Source organism: Paucibacter sediminis (assembly GCF_030254645.1).
Taxonomy (GTDB): Bacteria; Pseudomonadota; Gammaproteobacteria; order Burkholderiales; family Burkholderiaceae_C; genus Paucibacter_B; species Paucibacter_B sediminis.
The window spans coordinates 4774413-4791054 of record NZ_CP116346.1 but is presented as its reverse complement, the minus strand read 5'-3'; the positions used below and the strand labels follow the sequence as shown (position 1 = coordinate 4791054).

The 16642-nt window shown below is 69.2% G+C and carries 11 protein-coding genes and 1 pseudogene; 10 read left to right on the top strand and 2 right to left on the bottom strand.

All coding sequences use genetic code 11. The features are described 5' to 3' along the window. Nucleotides 1-3: 3 nt before the first annotated feature. From PFX98_RS22220 to PFX98_RS22200, 4 genes and pseudogenes are all read left to right on the top strand, one after another. Complete coding sequence (locus tag PFX98_RS22220; RefSeq protein ID WP_285232660.1) at nucleotides 4-2421, top strand: efflux RND transporter permease subunit; 2418 nt, start codon at nucleotides 4-6, stop codon at nucleotides 2419-2421. 1 nt (nucleotide 2422) lies between these two features. Then, entirely contained in the window at nucleotides 2423-4057 is a 1635-nt protein-coding gene (locus PFX98_RS22215; protein ID WP_285232659.1) for a 3-(methylthio)propionyl-CoA ligase, read from the top strand. Beyond that, nucleotides 4054-6009: pseudogene (locus PFX98_RS22210) on the top strand (carboxypeptidase regulatory-like domain-containing protein); the annotation flags it as partial. The gene PFX98_RS22215 and the pseudogene PFX98_RS22210, both read left to right, overlap by 4 nt. Before the next feature lie 186 nt (nucleotides 6010-6195). Next, a complete protein-coding gene (locus PFX98_RS22200; protein ID WP_285232656.1) occupies nucleotides 6196-7644 on the top strand; it encodes a coniferyl aldehyde dehydrogenase in 1449 nt (482 codons plus the stop codon). A gap of 7 nt (nucleotides 7645-7651) precedes the next feature. On the opposite strand, the gene PFX98_RS22195 is transcribed toward PFX98_RS22200, so the two are convergent. Next, complete coding sequence (locus PFX98_RS22195) at nucleotides 7652-8413, bottom strand: type 2 periplasmic-binding domain-containing protein (protein ID WP_285232655.1); 762 nt, start codon at nucleotides 8411-8413, stop codon at nucleotides 7652-7654. Between the two features lie 174 nt (nucleotides 8414-8587). Here PFX98_RS22195 and PFX98_RS22190 point away from each other — a divergent pair, with 174 nt between their 5' ends. The 5 genes from PFX98_RS22190 to PFX98_RS22170 all read left to right on the top strand — a co-directional run bounded on the left by PFX98_RS22190 (nucleotide 8588) and on the right by PFX98_RS22170 (nucleotide 14471). Continuing rightward, nucleotides 8588-9331: a peptidylprolyl isomerase gene (locus tag PFX98_RS22190; protein WP_285232654.1), complete on the top strand. Its 744-nt coding sequence runs from the start codon at nucleotides 8588-8590 to the stop codon at nucleotides 9329-9331. After that, on the top strand, nucleotides 9328-10305 hold the full coding sequence (locus PFX98_RS22185; RefSeq protein ID WP_285232652.1) for a HupE/UreJ family protein: 978 nt from the start codon (nucleotides 9328-9330) through the stop codon (nucleotides 10303-10305). The genes PFX98_RS22190 and PFX98_RS22185 overlap by 4 nt, the downstream gene beginning before the upstream one ends. Nucleotides 10306-10323: 18 nt before the next feature. Next, nucleotides 10324-12285 carry a DUF3604 domain-containing protein gene (locus PFX98_RS22180; RefSeq protein ID WP_285232650.1) on the top strand — a complete coding sequence of 654 codons (1962 nt, stop codon included), beginning with the start codon at nucleotides 10324-10326 and terminating at the stop codon, nucleotides 12283-12285. A gap of 10 nt (nucleotides 12286-12295) precedes the next feature. Continuing rightward, entirely contained in the window at nucleotides 12296-13219 is a 924-nt protein-coding gene (locus tag PFX98_RS22175) for a haloalkane dehalogenase (protein ID WP_285232649.1), read from the top strand. An 85-nt stretch (nucleotides 13220-13304) separates the two neighbouring features. Next, the gene (locus PFX98_RS22170; protein ID WP_285232648.1) at nucleotides 13305-14471 is read left to right on the top strand and encodes a zinc-binding dehydrogenase; all 1167 of its coding nucleotides are present in this window, start codon (nucleotides 13305-13307) and stop codon (nucleotides 14469-14471) included. A gap of 19 nt (nucleotides 14472-14490) precedes the next feature. On the opposite strand, the gene PFX98_RS22165 is transcribed toward PFX98_RS22170, so the two are convergent. Further along, nucleotides 14491-15570, bottom strand: a complete 1080-nt coding sequence (locus PFX98_RS22165; protein WP_285232647.1) for a helix-turn-helix domain-containing protein — start codon at nucleotides 15568-15570, stop codon at nucleotides 14491-14493. Nucleotides 15571-15795: 225 nt separating this feature from the next. Between PFX98_RS22165 and PFX98_RS22160 the strand changes: the two genes are divergently transcribed. Further along, on the top strand, nucleotides 15796-16632 hold the full coding sequence (locus PFX98_RS22160; RefSeq protein WP_285232646.1) for an alpha/beta fold hydrolase: 837 nt from the start codon (nucleotides 15796-15798) through the stop codon (nucleotides 16630-16632). Nucleotides 16633-16642: the final 10 nt, after the last annotated feature.

Below are 16642 nucleotides of genomic sequence, written 5' to 3'. Positions count from 1 at the left end.
AAGATGGCGATCAGCACCACCTCCACCGAAATGCCGGTCATCCATGACCTGGCCGACTTCCCGCGCCATTCCGGCAACTGGCTGGAGCGTGCGGTGTTCAACCGCCGCCGCAGCATGCTGCTGCTGTGCGCGCTGGCGACCCTGCTGCTGGGCTTCATGTGCACGCGCGTGACGCTCAACGCCAGCTTCGAGAAGATGATCCCCACCGGTCATCCCTATATCCAGAACTTCCTGCAACACCGCCAGGAGCTGCGCGGCATGGGCAACCAGCTGCGCATCGTGGTCGAGAACCCCGGCCTGGGCAATGGCACGGTGTTCGACGTCAAGTACCTGGACGCGCTCAAGCATCTCAACGACGAGCTGTTCCTGAGCGCCGGCGTGGACCGCGCCTGGGTCAAATCGATCTGGATGCCGGCGGTGCGCTGGACCGAGGTGACGGAGGAGGGCTTCAACGGCGGCGCGGTGATGCCCGATGGCTTCGACGGCTCGCCCGCCAGCATCGAGCAGCTGCGCCTGAACGTCTCGCGTGCCAACCTGGTCGGCAGCCTGGTCTCCAACGACCTGAAGAGCAGCGCCATCGTGCTGCCCCTGCTGGAGCGCCGGCCCGATGGCAGCCGCATCAACTACTGGCAGCTGGGCCACGACCTCGACCAGCTGCGCGCCAAGTACGAGGCCCAGGGGCTCAAGGTTCACATCATCGGTTTCGCCAAGATCGTCGGCGACCTGCTCGACGGCCTCGTGCAGGTGGCGCTGTACTTCGGCATCGCCATCGTCATCGCCGGAGCGCTGCTCTACGGCTACACGCGCTGCGCGCGCTCCACCGCGCTGGTGCTGGCCTGCTCGCTGATCGCGGTGGTCTGGCAGATCGGCCTGCTGGCGCTGTTCGGCCTGGAGCTGGACCCCTATTCGATGCTGGTGCCCTTTCTGGTGTTCGCCATCGGCGTGAGCCATGGCGCGCAGAAGATGAACGGCATCATGCAGGACATCGCGCGCGGCACGCACCGCCTGGTGGCCGCACGCTACACCTTCCGCCGCCTCTTCCTGGCCGGCGTCACCGCGCTGCTGGCCGACGCGGTGGGCTTTGCGGTGCTGGTGCTGATCCCGATCCCGGTGATACGCGAGCTGGCCATCACCGCCAGCATCGGCGTGGCGGTGCTGGTGTTCACCAATCTGCTGCTGCTGCCGGTGCTCTTGAGCTTTGTCGGCGTCGGTGCGCAGGCGGCGCGCCGCACGCTGGAGCTGGAGCAGCGCCAGCTCGCCGGCCACCGCGGCCTGTGGGTCTGGCTCGATCACTTCGCGGCGCGCCGCAGCTGGGCCGCCACCACCGTGCTGGCGGCGCTGGCGCTGGGTGTGGGCGGCTTCGTGCTGAGCCAGCGCCTGCAGATCGGCGACCTCGACCCCGGCGCGCCCGAGCTGCGCCCGCAGTCGCGCTACAACCGCGACAACGCCTATGTGAGCGGGCATTACGCGCTCTCCAGCGATGTGTTCGCGGTGATCGTGAAGACGCCGCCCGAGGGCTGCCTGAAGTACGAGACCCTCGAGCTGGTGGACCAGCTCGCCTGGGAGCTGCAGCAGCTGCCCCAGGTGCGCATGACCCTGGGCCTGCAGGACGTGGTGCGCCAGATCACCGCCGGCAGCTTCGAGGGCAACCCCAAGTGGCTCACCGTCAGCCGCAACCAGGACGTGCTGAACTACGGCGCCCAGCAGGCCTCGGTGAACAACCCCGACATGTTCAACACCGAATGCTCGGTGATGCCGCTGGTGGCCTTCCTGGCCGACCACAAGGCCGCCACGCTCTCGAGCGCGCTGGCCACGGTGGAGCGCTTCATCGCCGAGCATCCCACCGACCCGGCCCGTCTGCAGCTGCTGCCGGTGGCCGGCGGCGCCGGCATCGAGGCCGCCACCAACATCGTCGTGAAGCAGGCCAACACCACCATGCTGCTCTACGTCTACGCGGCGGTGATCGCGCTGTGCCTGATCACCTTCCGCAGCTGGCGCGCCACCGTGGTGGCGGTGCTGCCCCTGGTGCTGACCTCCATCCTCTGCGAGGCTCTGATGGTGTGGCTGGGCATGGGCGTGAAGGTGGCGACGCTGCCGGTGATCGCGCTGGGTGTGGGCATCGGCGTGGACTACGCGCTCTACCTGCTCTCGGTGCAGCTGGCCGGCCAGCGCCGCGGGCTCACGCTGGCCGAGGCCTATGGCGACGCCGTGCTGTTCACCGGCCGCGTGGTCGCGCTGGTGGGTGTGACGCTCGCCGCCGGTGTGATCACCTGGGCCTTCTCGCCGATCAAGTTCCAGGCCGATATGGGCGTGCTGCTGACCTTTATGTTCGTCTGGAACATGGTCGGCGCCCTGGTGCTGATCCCGGCGCTCTCGCATTTCCTTCTGAACGATCAACACATCCGCAAGAAAGCCGCTTGATATGAACGGACTCATGATGCAGCAGCCGCTGCTGATCTCATCCCTGCTGCGCCATGCCGAGCGGCATCACGCCGAGCAGGAAGTCGTCAGCCGCCGCTGCGAGGGCGACATCCACCGCTACCGTTTCAAGGAACTGGCCGCGCGCGCGCGCCGCCTCGCCAAGGCCCTGCGGGCGCTGGGCGTGGGGGAGGGCGCACGCGTCGGCACGCTGGCCTGGAATACCTACCGCCATATGGAGCTGTACTACGCGGTCTCGGGCAGCGGCGCGGTGCTGCATACCCTGAACCCGCGCCTGCATCCCGAGCAGCTGGCCTGGATCGCCGCCCATGCGGAGGACCAGGTGCTGTGCTTCGACCTGAGCTTTCTGCCGCTGGTGGAGGCGGTGGCCGCCCAGTTGCCGGGCGTCAAGCATTTCGTGCTGATGAGCGATCGCGCCCATATGCCGGCGGACAGCAAGGTGGCGAACCTGCTTTGCTACGAGGAACTGGTCGAGGCGCAGGACGATGATTACGCCTGGCCGCTGTTCGACGAGAACCACGCCTCCGGCCTTTGCTACACCAGTGGCACCACGGGCAACCCCAAGGGCGTGCTCTACAGCCACCGCTCCACCGTGCTGCACAGCTATGCCGCGGCCCTGCCCGATGCACTGAACTGCTCGGCGCGCGACGTCATCCTGCCGGTGGTGCCGATGTTCCACGTCAACGCCTGGGGCCTGCCCTATGTGGCCTGCATGGTGGGCGCCAAGCTGGTGTTCCCCGGCCCGGGCCTGGACGGCAAGAGCCTGCACGAGCTGTTCGAGGCCGAGCGCGTCACCGTCTCGGCCGGCGTGCCCACGGTCTGGCAGGGCCTGCTGGCCCATGTCGAGGCGCAGCAGCTGCACTTCAGCACCATGCGCCGCACCGTCATCGGCGGCTCCTCCTGCCCGCCGGCGATGCTGCGCAGCTTCCAGGAAAAGTACGGCGTCGAGGTGCTGCATGCCTGGGGCATGACCGAGCTGAGCCCGCTGGGCACGGTCTGCACCCTCAAGCCCGCGCAGCAGCAGCTGGATGCCGAGCAGCGCTATGCGGTGCAGGCCAAGCAGGGCCGCGCCATCTTCGGCGTCGACATGAAGGTGGTGGGCGAGGACGGTGCCGAGCTGCCCTGGGACGGCAAGAGCAGCGGCGAGCTGCTGGTGCGCGGCCCCTGGGTGCTGAGCCAGTACCTGAAGGGCGAGGGTGGCGATGCGCTGCTGGACGGCTGGTTCCCCACCGGCGATGTGGCCCATATCGACGCCCAGGGCTTCATGCAGATCACCGACCGCGCCAAGGACGTGATCAAGAGCGGCGGCGAATGGATCGGCTCGATCGATCTGGAGAACATCGCCATGTCGCATCCGGCCGTGGCGATGGCCGCCTGCATCGCCGCCAGGCATGCCAAGTGGGACGAGCGCCCGCTGCTGGTGGTGGTGAAGAAACCCGGCGCCGCGCTCAGCAAGCAGGAGCTGCTGCGGCACTACGAGGGCCGCATCGCCAAATGGTGGACCCCCGACGACGTGCTTTTCGTCGACGCGATTCCGCTCGGCGCCACCGGCAAGATGCAGAAGAACAAGCTGCGCGAGCAGTTCCAGGATCACCTGCTGCAAGGAGCAACGGTATGAAGACAAGCATAGGCCTGAGCCTGAAACTGAGCCTGAGCGCGCTGCTGCTGGCGCAAGCGCAGGCGGCCACCCTCAGCGGCACGGTGACGAGCGAGGGCAAGCCCCTGGCGGGCGTCATGGTCACCGCCATCGACGCCAAGCAGGAGCGCCGCGACACCGTCTACACCGACGAGCAGGGCCGCTACGCGCTGACGGTGGACTTCAGCGGCAAGGTCAATCTGCGCGCGCGTGCGCCCTATTACAAGGACGAGAGCCTGGCGCTGGACCTGCCGGCCGGCCCGGCCGAACTCAAGCAGGTGTTCACGCTGGCGCGCCATGGCGTCGCCGCCGAACTCTCGGCCAGCCTGAGCGCCTCGGCCCAGCTCACCAAGCTGCCCTGGCAGAGCGTGGACAGCCGCTCGGCCTTCATCAGCCAGTGCAATTACTGCCACCAGATGGGCAATGAGCTGACGCGCGCACCCAAGGACCCGAAGGCCTGGGCCGAGACGGTCAAGCGCATGGAGGGCTACTTCGGCATGCTCACGCCCAGGGAGGCCAAGGACATCACCAAGGTGCTGGCCCAGGGCTTCGACGGCAAGCCGGTGGCCGCCGTGCAGACCCATTTGTTCCACGCCGGCCTGACCAAGGCCAAGGTGAAGGAATGGGTGGTGGGCGATGGCATGAGCTTCATCCATGACGCCGATGTCGGCGAGGACGAGCGGCTCTACGGCGTCGACGAGGGCCACGACGTGATCTGGGAGTTGGACCGCGCCAGCGGCAAGGTCAGCGAGCACAAGCTGCCCGACGTCGACCTGCCCAAGGGCGGCGTGTTCGCCGGCGTGCAGCTGCCGATCGGCGTGTTCACCGGCAAGCATGGCCCGCATTCGATGGCCCAGGCCAAGGACGGGCGCTTCTGGTTCACCAACGCGCTCTCGTCCAGCCTGGGTTCCTTCGACCCGGTCACCAAGGCCATCAAGCTCTACGAGATGGGGCGCACCCACCTCTATCCGCACACCGTGCGCATCGACAAGGAGGGCATCGTCTGGTTCACCATCGTGGCCTCCAACGAGGTCGGCCGCTTCGACCCCAAGACCGAGAAGTTCACCATCCTCTCGTTGCCGCACAACGGCTTCTGGCGCGGCGTGTCGGACATCTTCTTCCCCTATGTGCTGAAGATCGCCGCCTGGTTCCCCGAGAAGAACCTGCAGATGGGCGTGTCGCACCATCGCTGGGCCAACCAGGGCCGCGAGGCCTTTGCCTTCCCCTATGGCATCGACGTCAACCCGGTCGACGGCTCGATCTGGTACGCCAAGCTCTATGCCCACAAGATCGGCCGCATCGACCCCAAGACCCTGCAGGTGCAGGAGTTCGACACGCCGCTGAAGGGCCCGCGCCGGCTGCGCTTCGATGCCAGCGGCAACCTCTGGATCCCGGCCTTCGACGAGTCGGGCGTGATGAAGTTCGACACCCGCAGCAAGACCTTCGAGACCTTCAAGCTGCCGCTGCTGGCGCACAACGAGTACGAGGTGCCCTATGCGCTGGCCGTGCATCCCAAGACCCAGGAGGTCTGGATCACCTCGAACATGTCGGACCGCATCTTCCGCTTCGACCCCAAGGCCAAGCAGTTCGCCAGCTACCCGATGCCGACGCGGGTGACCTGGCTGCGCGATCTGGTGTTCGCCAAGGACGGCGGCATCTGCTCGTCCTCGTCGAACCTGCCGGCCTATGGCATCGAGGGCGGCCGCGCCTCCTTCATCTGCCTCTATCCGGACGCCGGCAACTAAGCAGGAGCTTCTCATGGACTTCCAAGAATTCCTCGTCTACCTCGTCATCACGCTGCTGATGAACCCGCTGCTGCTGGTGCTGGGCCTGCCCTTCATCCTGCTGGGCAAGCTGTTCCACCATTTCGGCGCGCTCTGGTTCAAGGACGGGCCGCGCTTCGCGCTGGCCTGCGGCATCGCCGCTCTGGGCATCGCCCCGGCCTACGACGAACACCGCATGCCCACGCCCATCTACACCTGGCTGATGGGCTGGGACATCGCGGGCGAAGCCAGCCAGCTGAGCCTCACCGCCATGCTGGTCTCGTTCGCCATCACCTGGGCCATCGTCTGGGCCAAGGCGCACAAGCTGGCCAAGAAACATTGATCCCGGAGACGCGCATGAATGACAGACACGACATCGCGGCCCTGCAGGTGGCCGACCTGTTCGCCCGCCAGCAGCAGGCTTTTCTGAAGCACACGAAGCCCAGCGCGGCGCAGCGCCGCGAGCATCTGAAGGCGCTCAAGCGCCAGCTGAGCCGCTACCAGGACCTGCTCTGCGAGGCGATCGCGCAGGACTTCGGCCAGCGCGCGCCGGCCGAGACCAAGATGCTGGACCTGCTGACCACCACGCTGGAGGCCAACCACGCCATCACCCATCTGGGCCGCTGGATGAGGGCCAGCAAGCGTTGGCCCGAGCTGCTGTTCGCCAGCAACAGCCTCAAGGTGGAATACCAGCCCAAGGGCGTGGTGGGCGTGATCGCGACCTGGAACTTCCCGGTCTACCTCTCGCTGGGCCCGCTGGTGACGGCGCTGGCGGCCGGCAACCGCGTCATGATCAAGATGCCCGAGACCACGCCGGCCACCAATGCCACGCTCAAGGCCATGCTGGCCGAGGTGTTCGACGAGGACCATGTGGCCCTGATCGGCGCCGAGCTGGCCGACCCGAATGCCTTCAGCTCGCTGCCCTTCAACCACATCGTCTTCACCGGCTCGCCCGCGGTGGGCAAGCTGGTGATGGCGCAGGCGGCGCAAAACCTGACCCCGGTAACGCTGGAGCTGGGCGGCAAGTCGCCGGCGGTGGTGCTGAACGATTACTCGATCGCCGACGCCGCCTACCGCATCGCCCATGGCAAGGGCGTCAACTGCGGCCAGGTCTGCGTGGCGCCCGATTACGCCCTGGTGCCGCGCGCCAAGGTCGGCGCCTTCGTGCTGGAGCTGAAGAAGAGCTTCGCCGCCCTCTACAAGGGCCAGACCGCCGGCAGCAGCGACTACACCGCGATCGCCAGCGAGCGCCATGCGGCGCGCATCGAAGGCCTGCTCGACGATGCCCGCGCCAAGGGCGCCGGCATCGATGTCTGCGGTGCCCTGGATGGCCAGGGCCGCCAGCAGCCGCTGCACATCGTCACCGGCGTGAGTGCCGAGATGGCGCTGATGCGCGAGGAGATCTTCGGCCCCATCCTGCCCATCGTGCCCTACGACAGCCTGGACGAGGCGATCGAATACATCCAGAACCGCCCGCGGCCGCTGGCCCTCTATGCCTTCAGCCATGACGTGAAGGCGCGCGGCGAGCTGCTGGCGCGCACCCACTCGGGCGGCGTCACCATCAACGATTGGGCCTGGCATGTGGTGAACCACGACGCGCCCTTCGGCGGCGTGGGCAACTCGGGCATGGGCAACTACCACGGCGAGGAGGGCTTCCGCGAGCTCTCGCATGCGCGCACCGTGTTCAAGCGCCACCGCTTCTTCCCGATCTCGCTGTTCTATCCGCCCTACGGCAACATCGTCCAGCACCTCTCGCTGGCGCTGTTCCTGGGCCATGGCGACAAGACGGTGAAGAAACCCTTCTGAGCGCGCCTCAGTCGAAGCGGCGCTCGATGCGGCGGAACTCCGCCGAGCGCCGCCCTTGTGCCATCGCCGTCCAGATCGCCTCGGCCTCGTCCCGGTGCGTCTGGAGATAGGCGGGGCTCGCCACCGCGAACAATACCGCCTCGAACACGGGCGGCTGCAGGCGCTGCAGGCGCCCGGCGAACTCGGGCTGGGTCAGCAGCGCGTCGGCCTCGTTGCCGGGCAGCATGGCCAGTCCGGCACGGCCGGCCAGCAGCATGCGCGCCATGTTCACGGTGGCGACCGAGGCAAAGGCCTCGACGCCCCGCTCGGCAGCCCAGTCCCGCGCCGCCAGATGGCCATTGCGGTAGAGCAGCGGGCCGCGCAGCCCGCTGAGGCGCTGCCCGTCCCAGCTGGCCGTGCCACCCACCGGTGCGAGAAAGACCACCTGCAGCTGCGTCAGGGCGCGGCGCACGTCGACCTGCTGGCCGTGCATCGGGTAGGCCAGCCGCGCACGCAGGCTGGGCGTGTCGACGGCAGCCGCCAGCCAGTCGTAGCGCCCGGCGGCCACACTCTCCACGCAGCGCTGGCGTGGTTCCACCGCAAAACGTATGCGCAGCCCCAGGCGCTCGGCCGCCTCGCGCAGCAGGTACTGGTGCCGGCCTTCGCGATCCGGGTAGCTCACCGGCGCGAAGGCCAGGTCGGAGATACAGGCGGTCAGCTCGCGCGCCGGGTTGGCCGGGGCAAGCTGCCAGCACGCCCCCAGGCAGAAGGCCAGCAGGGCGGGGCGCAAGCGGGGCCATGGGCGGGGCGGGCAGGATGGGCGAACCATGCCGCAGCATAGCCAGATGCGCAGGGTTTTCCAGAGTCTGTCGGAATCTGACTGGCGCATGGCAGCCGGGGCACGTGCCGATGGCGGCGATGAACACCATCATGCGGCCCATCACCCCTGAGCAAGGCCCCCCGCATGAAGGAAAAAAGCACCAGCGCCTGGTCCCGCTTGTGCGCCGAGCCCCTGCTGCACTTCCTGCTGGCTGGCGCGCTGCTGTTCGGCCTGCATGCCTGGTTGCAGGCGTGGCGCGACCCGCAGCGCATTGCGATCGATGCGCAGGACCTCGAGCGCCTGCGTGCGATGGCGCGCAAGCAATGGGGGCGCGAACCCGATGCGGCCCAGCTGGATGGCTTGCTGCAGGCGCAGCTGCGCGAGGAGCTTCTCTACCGCGAGGCCCTGGCCCAGGGTCTGGACCGCGACGATGTGGTGATACGCCGGCGTCTGGCGCAGAAGATGGAGTTCCTGGCCCAGGGCGATCTGCAGGCGCCCGGGGAGGCGCGGCTGCGCGCCTGGTATGACGCGCACGCGCAGCGCTATGCCGATGCCACGCGCTGGACGCTGGAGCAGCGCGTCGTCGACGGCCGCGTGCTCGGCCCGGCGCGCCTGGACCAGGCCGATGCGGCGCGCATCACGGCCGAGTTCGGCGCCGCCGTGGCCGCGCGCGTGGCCACGCTGACACCCGGCGCATGGTCCGAGCCGATCGCATCGCCGCTGGGGCGCCACAGCCTGCGCGTGAGCGCGGTGCAAGCGCCCAGCTTCGAGGCGCTGCGCGAGCAGGTGCTGCGCGATTGGGCCGAGGCCAGCCAGCGCGAGGCCCGCGATGCCGCCTATGCGCGGCTGCGCGAGCGCTACCGCATCAGCCTGCCGGCGCTGCCATGAAGCGCTGGCTTGGCATTCTTTGTCTTGCGCTGCTGTGCCTGGCCGGCGCGGCGCGGGCGCATGAGACCCTGCCCGCGGCGCTGAGCCTGCAGGAGCGCGGCCCGGCTGTGTGGGACCTCACGCTGCGCATCCCCGCCGCGCAGGGCCGGCCGCCGGCGCTGCGGCCGCGGCTGCCGGCGCATTGCGCGGCCTTGCCCGAGCCCGCCGAACGGCTGCTGCCGGCGGCGCGCCAGCTGGATTGGCGAGGCGTGGCCTGCCGGCTGGCGCCGGGCGACAGCATCGCCGTCGAGGGCCTGGCCGCCACCCAGATTGACCTGCTGCTGCGCATCGAGCCCGCCAACGGCCCTGCGCTCAGCCAGCTGCTGAGCCCGCGCGCGCCGGCCTGGGTGCTGCCCGCGCAGGCGCAGGCGGCGCCGCCTGCGCCTGCCTATTTCGGCCTCGGGGTCGAGCACATCCTGGGCGGCACCGACCACCTGCTGTTCGTGCTCGCGCTGCTGCTGCTGGTGCGCCGCGCGCTGCCGCTGCTGCGCACCGTCACCGCCTTCACGCTGGCGCACAGCGTCACGCTGGCGGCCGCGGCGCTGGGGCTTGTGCAGGTACCGGGCGCGCCGGTGGAGGCGGCGATCGCCCTCTCCATCGTGTTCGTGGCGCGCGAGCTCTCGCGCCCGGCGCCGGGTCTGGCGGCGCGGCGGCCCTGGCTGGTGGCGCTGGCCTTCGGGCTCCTGCATGGCTTCGGCTTTGCCGGCGCGCTCGCCGAGCTGGGCCTGCCCGCCGGCGAGATCCCGCTCGCGCTGGCGCTTTTCAATCTGGGCGTCGAGGCCGGGCAGCTGCTGTTCCTGGCCGCGGTGCTGCTGGCCTGGCGGGGGCTGATGCGGGCGCGCAAGAGCTGGCCCCGCTGGGCCGCTCGCGTGCCAGCCTATGCGCTGGGTGCAGTGTCGAGCTGTTGGTTGCTGCAGCGCCTGGCGCTGCTTTGATGATGGAGTGAGCTTGCGATGACGAAAAGAACGATCCGGAAAGTCCTGGGCTACGGGGCGCTGGCCCTGCTGCTGCTGGCCGCGCTGGCGGCCTGGAAGATCGCCCGGCGCGAGCCGCAGCCGCTGCCGCGCGGGCCGCTGCTGCCGCCGGCGGCGCAGGCCGCGCAGCTGCCGCCGCCCAACCCCGAGCGCAACGCCTATTTCGGCGAGACCCATCTGCACACCAGCTACTCGATGGACGCCAATCTGTTCGGCACCCGCAACGACCCGCGCACCGCCTACCGCTTTGCCAAGGGCGAGGAGGTCGAGATTCCCGAGACCGGCCTGCGCCAGCGCCTGCGTGCGCCGCTGGACTTCGCCGCCGTCACCGACCATGCCGAGGGCCTGGGCCTGTACGCGCAGTGCAACACGCCCGGCAGCAGCGGCTACTGGAGCATCGATTGCGTGGGCATGCGGAACCAGGTGCTGTTGGTGTTCCCGCGCCTGTTCAAGGCGAATATCCAGAGCGGCCCCGAGCGGGCGCATTACCCGGAGGGCGGCTGCGGCGCCGACGGGCGTGCCTGCATCACCGCCGCGCGCGATGTCTGGCGCGATACCCAGAACGCCGCCAACGAGCATTACCAGCCGGGCCGCTTCACCACCCTGATCGGCTTCGAGTACAGCCCCACGCTGGCCGATGGCGGCATGATCCACCGCAATGTGCTGTTCCGCGGCCACCAGGTGCCCGACAACGTGTTCGGTGCCGGCGACGGCTTTGCCGAGGATCTGCTGCGCTGGCTGGACGTGCAATGCAAGGCGCCGGCCTGTTCAGCGCTGGCGATCCCGCACAACCCCAACTTCTCCTGGGGCCTGATGTTCGGCGATCGCAATGCCGACGCCAGTCCCATCACGCCCGAGGCGCTGAAGCTGCGCGCGCGCTACGAGACCCTGGTGGAGGTGTTCCAGGCCAAGGGCAGCAGCGAATGCGCGGCCGGCCTGTCGGTGAACGACGAGCAATGCGGGTTCGAGAACTTCTGGCCCGTCTGCACGCCCGAGCAGGCGAAGATAGACGCCAAGACCGGCCAGCATGCCGCGCATTGCGTGGCCGAGACCGACCTGGTGCGCGGCGTGCTGAAGAAGGGCCTGCAGCTGCAGCGCCAGCTCGGCTTCAACCCCTACCGCTTCGGTTTCGTGGGCGCCACCGACAACCACAACGGCACGCCCGGCGATACCGACGAGGCCACCTACAAGGGCCATGGCGGCAGCAACGATGGCGCGCCCGAACAGCGCCTGGGCCTGAGTTCGACGCCGGTGAGCAGGACCCTGGGCATCAAGGGCACCGAGATCAATCCTGGCGGGCTGGCCGGTGTGTGGGCCGAGCAGAACACGCGCGAGGCCATCTTCGACGCGCTGCAGCGCCGCGAGACCTGGGGCACCAGCGGCACGCGCCTGCGCGCGCGCCTGTTCGGCGGCTTCGCGCTGCCGGCCGGGCTGGCACAGCGGCCCGATCGCATCAGCGCCGCCTACGCCAGCGGCGTGCCGATGGGCGGCGATCTCGGCGCGCCCGGCAGCGCTGCCGCCGCGCCGCGCTTCTTCGCCTGGGCGCAGCGCGACGTCAACTCGGCGCCGCTGCAGAAGCTGCAGATCGTCAAGGGCTGGTTGAAGGCCGACGGCAGCACGGCCGAGCGCGTCTGGGACGTGGCCTGCTCGGACGGCCTCAAGCCCCAGGCAGGGCGCTGCCCGGCGAATGGCGCGACGGTGGACCTGAGCAACTGCCAGCCCAGCAGCGGGCAGGGCGCGGCCGAACTGGCGGTCGACTGGGTCGATCCCGATTTCAGGTCCGAGCAACAGGCCTTCTACTACCTGCGCGTGCTGGAGAACCCGGTGTGCCGCTACAGCCAGCGCGATGCGCTGGCCGCCGGCAAGCCGCATCCGGCGGGCTTTGCGCCCACCATCCAGGAGCGCGCCTGGACCTCGCCGATCTGGTACACGGCCAAGTGAGCACATCAGCATGAACATCCTCAGAACCCCGGCGCAGCGCTTCGAGAATCTGCCCGATTACGACTTCGCACCGCACTGGCACCAGCTCACGCCGCAGCTGCGCCTGCACTATGTGGACGAGGGCCCGCGCGCGGCCAAGCCGGTGCTGATGCTGCATGGCGAGCCGAGCTGGTCCTATCTGTACCGCCACATGATCAAGCCGGTGGCCGCCGCGGGCCTGCGCGTGCTGGCGCCGGACCTGATCGGCTTCGGCAAGTCCGACAAGCCGGCCGCGCGCGGCGATTACAGCTACGAGGGCCAGGTGGCCTGGCTGCGCGCCTGGCTGGAGGCCCTGGACCTGCGCGACATCACCCTGGTGTGCCAGGACTGGGGCTCGCTGATCGGGCTGCGCCTGCTGGCCGAATGCCCCGAGCGCTTCGAGCGCGTGCTGATGGGCAACGGCGGCCTGCCCACCCATGCGATGCGGATCAGCCGGGTCTTCAAGCTCTGGCGCGCCTTCTCGCGCTGGAGCCCCTGGTTCCCGATCGGCCGCATCCTGCAATACGGCACCAAGCGCAAGCTGACGGCGGGCGAGCTCGCCGCCTACGAGGCACCGTTCCCCGACGCCCGCTACCAGGCCGCCGCGCGCGTCTATCCCTCGCTGGTGCCGGTGGCCGGCTTCAATGCGCGCGGCAGCGCCGACAACGAGCGCGCCTGGGGCGTGCTGGAGCAATGGCACAAGCCCTTTGTGCTGTGCTTCAGCGATGGCGACCCTATCACTCGCGGCGGCGATGCCGAATTCCTGCGCCGCGTGCCCGGCACCCGTGGCCAGCCGCATTGCACCCTGCACGGCGGGCATTTCATGCAGGAGGACGATGCGGCGCGCTTCGCCCGGCTGATCGTGGATTGCTGCCATCTGGATACCCAGGGCAATCCCGCGCCCGTCGGGAATTGACTGGCAGCTGGCGGCTCGCAACCGTGCCAGCCGCGGGGCCGCCACCCATCATCGCCCCATCTTCTTCCCAGCATCAGGAAACGCGATGAAAGCCGTGGTCTGCCAGAACAAGCAACTCTCCCTCGTCGATCTGCCCGAGCCCAAGCCCGAGGAGGGGCAGCTGCTGGTCAAGGTGCTGCGCTGCGGCATCTGCGGCTCCGACCTGCATGTGCGCCAGCATTGCGACCATTGGGGCCAGCTGATGAGCCGCAGCGGCTACCGCCAGCTCACCAGCAGCGCGCAGCCGGTGGTGTTCGGCCATGAGTTCAGCGCCGAGGTGCTGGACCAGGGGCCGGGCGGCAAGAGGACCGGCTTCAAGCCCGGCACCAAGGTGGTGGCCTTGCCCTTTCTGCGCGTCGGCAAGGAGATCGACGCGATCGGGCTTTCCGAGCGCGTCAGCGGCGCCTATGCCGAGCGCCTGGTGGTGCAGGAGTCCATGACCCTGGCGATCCCGAATGGCCTGGACCCGGCCGTGGCGGCGCTCACCGAGCCGATGTCGGTGGCCTGGCATGCGATCCGCCGCGGCGAGGTCAAGAAGAAGGACGTGGCCATCGTGATCGGCTGCGGCCCGGTGGGCCTGGCCACCATCTGCCTGCTGAAGGCCCAGGGCGTCAAACATGTGGTGGCGGCCGACTTCTCGGCCGGCCGGCGCGCCCTGGCCAAGCGCTGTGGCGCCGACGTGGTGGTGGACCCGGCCGCCGAATCGCCCTACGCGAACTGGCAGGCCTGGGGTTGCATCGGCGATCTGCCGGGCATGCTGGAGCTGGCGGTGGGCACGCGCGAGCAGCTCGGCAAGCTGCCCCTGATCCCCTGGTGGCATACCTGGCGCCTGGCCGAGGCGTTGGGCGCGCTGCCCAAGCGCCCCATCATTTTTGAATGCGTGGGTGCGCCGGGCGTGCTGCAGAGCGTCATCAACGGTGCGCCGCAATTCGCGCGCATCGTGGTGGTGGGCGTGTGCATGCAGGCCGACCAGATCGAGCCGGCGGTGGCCATCAACAAGGAAGTCGACCTGCGCTTCGTGCTGGGCTACTCGCCGCTGGAATTCCGCGACACCCTGCACATGATGGCCGAGGGCAAGGTCGATTGCGCGCCGCTGATCACCGGCGAGGTCGGGCTGGGCGGCGTGGAGGCGGCCTTCAACGCGCTGGGCGATCCGGATCGCCACGCCAAGATCCTGGTCGACCCGGCCAGCCTATTGACCGTGCCCGCCTGAACAACAAGCCTTAGCAGGCTCAGGCCGAGGGCGTGGCCGCCGTGCGCGGCCGCTGCTGGTATTCGCTGGGCGTGATGCCGATGACGCGGCGGAACGAGCGGCTGAAATTGGCCGAGTCGCTGAAGCCCAGCTGCAGCGCCACCTGGGTGACGGTGGCGCCCGGCTCGCCCAGCAGCTCGCAGGCGAGCTCGAAGCGCACCCGCTCGGCCAGGCTGCGGAACTGCAGCTTCTCTTTCTTCAGATAGCGGTCGATGGTGCGCGGCGAGACATGGATGCGCTGCGCCAGGTCTTCCAGCGTCACCAGGCGGCCGGGCGTCTCGCGCAGCAGCATGCGCACATAGTCGCCCCAGCCGGTCTCGCCCGCCGGCGGGCGCTGGCCCAGCGCGGTGCAGCGCTCGTCGACCTCGCGCACCACGTTGGCGTCGGCCATCGCCAGCGCGTGGTCCAGCAGGTCGGCCCCCATCAGCACGCGCACGCCGGGCAGGGCCTGGGCGTCGAAGTGAAAGCGCGCCGGGCCCAGCGCCAGGTAGCGCTGCGCATGCGGCGGCGGCGGCATCGAGAGGTAGATGTCGTAGGCCGGCTCCTGGCCGCCCAGCATCAGGTGGACCTGGTTCTGGTGCGCCACCGCCAGCACCTCGTAATAGAAGCGCAGCGTCTCCAGCGGCATCGCGGTGAGCGGCGTGTAGACGGCCTCGCCGACACCGCCGCCGATGCGCCGGTAGCGCAGCGAGAAGGTCTCGGTCATCAGGTGGTAGTGGCGCGCCACCAGCTGCATGGCCTCGCCCCAGTTGCGGCAGCTGAGCATGCCGAAGCCCAGCAGTTCGTGCGAATTCATCTTGATCAGCCGGCCCATCTCCAGGCCCAGATCGGTACGGCCGGTGAGCTGGCGTGCCGAGCTCACAAAGGCCTCGATCTCGCTGGGCAGCAGGGTGGCGCCGCGCTGCGTGAGCCGTTCGGCCTCGACACCCGCCATGCGCAGCAGCTGGGCCACATCCGTGCCCTGGCTGCGCAGCAGGTCCAGCAGGAGCACGAAATAGCGCACCGGCACCCGGCGCGGCTGGGCCGGGGCGGGGCGGCTGGGCGGTGGCGTCGCGCTCATGGCGTGAAGGAGAGGGGGCGGGCGATTGGCACGTTTCGATGCTAGCCAAGTCGGCGCCGGCCTGTCCATGCAGGAATGCCGGGGGGCGGGCGGTTCGGCCACACCCACACCGCGGGAATTCCCTGGCCTGGCAGGAATTGACTGGCAGCTGACGGCGCCTGCACATGCCAGGCCGCGCGCCGCTGCGCATCATGGCCCCGCCATCGCTTCGGAGCCATTTCACCCATGCAGCAGTTCGAAACCCGCCGCCTCAGCCTGAATGGCGTGACGCTCAATATTGTCGACCAGGGGCGCGGCGAGCCGGTGCTGCTGGTGCATGGCTTTCCGGACGATCACGAGGTCTGGCGCCAGCAGATCCCGGCCCTGCTGCAGGCCGGCTACCGCGTCATCGCGCCCGATATGCGCGGCTGCGGCGAATCCGAGGCGCCCGCCGGCGTGGCGCCCTACAAGCTCGATCGGCTGGTGGGCGATCTGCTGGCCCTGCTGGACGCGCTGGGCCTGCCCAAGGTCCGGCTGGTGGGGCATGACTGGGGGGCGGTGATTGCCTGGACCCTGGCGATCCGCCATCCGCAGCGGGTGCACAACTACGTGGCCCTCTCGGTGGGCCATCCCAGCGCCTATGCGCGCGCGCCGCTGCAGCAAAAAATCATGGGCTGGTACATCCTGATGTTCCAACTGCGCGGCTTCGCCGAATGGCTGATGACGCGCCGCGACTGGCGCTGGACGCGCGGCTTCACCGGCCAGCATGCCGAGCTCAAGCATTGGCTGCGCAAGCTGGCGCGCCCGGGCCGCCTGACCGCGGCCGTAAGCTGGTACCGCGCCAACCTGGCGCTGATCCTGCCCTTCGCCCAGGCCAAGCCGGCGCTGCCGGTGCTGGGCCTGTGGAGCGACGGCGACGCCTATCTCTGCGAGGCGCAGATGCGCGAGAGCGAGCGCTGGGTCACCGGGCCCTGGCGCTATGTGCGCCTGAACGGCGCCTCGCACTGGTTGCAGCTGGACCAGCCCGAGCGCGTCAACCGCCTGATCCTGGATGAATTCCAACGCCACCCCCTGCACGCCTGAAAGCGCCACC

Coding starts and splice junctions, on each gene's coding strand:
- PFX98_RS22165 (WP_285232647.1), bottom strand. CDS start 15,570: ATGAGCGCGACGCCACCGCCCAGCCGCCCCGCCCCGGCCCAGCCGCGC.
- PFX98_RS22200 (WP_285232656.1), top strand. CDS start 6,196: ATGAATGACAGACACGACATCGCGGCCCTGCAGGTGGCCGACCTGTTC.
- PFX98_RS22180 (WP_285232650.1), top strand. CDS start 10,324: ATGACGAAAAGAACGATCCGGAAAGTCCTGGGCTACGGGGCGCTGGCC.
- PFX98_RS22170 (WP_285232648.1), top strand. CDS start 13,305: ATGAAAGCCGTGGTCTGCCAGAACAAGCAACTCTCCCTCGTCGATCTG.
- PFX98_RS22190 (WP_285232654.1), top strand. CDS start 8,588: ATGAAGGAAAAAAGCACCAGCGCCTGGTCCCGCTTGTGCGCCGAGCCC.
- PFX98_RS22215 (WP_285232659.1), top strand. CDS start 2,423: ATGAACGGACTCATGATGCAGCAGCCGCTGCTGATCTCATCCCTGCTG.
- PFX98_RS22220 (WP_285232660.1), top strand. CDS start 4: ATGGCGATCAGCACCACCTCCACCGAAATGCCGGTCATCCATGACCTG.
- PFX98_RS22160 (WP_285232646.1), top strand. CDS start 15,796: ATGCAGCAGTTCGAAACCCGCCGCCTCAGCCTGAATGGCGTGACGCTC.
- PFX98_RS22175 (WP_285232649.1), top strand. CDS start 12,296: ATGAACATCCTCAGAACCCCGGCGCAGCGCTTCGAGAATCTGCCCGAT.
- PFX98_RS22185 (WP_285232652.1), top strand. CDS start 9,328: ATGAAGCGCTGGCTTGGCATTCTTTGTCTTGCGCTGCTGTGCCTGGCC.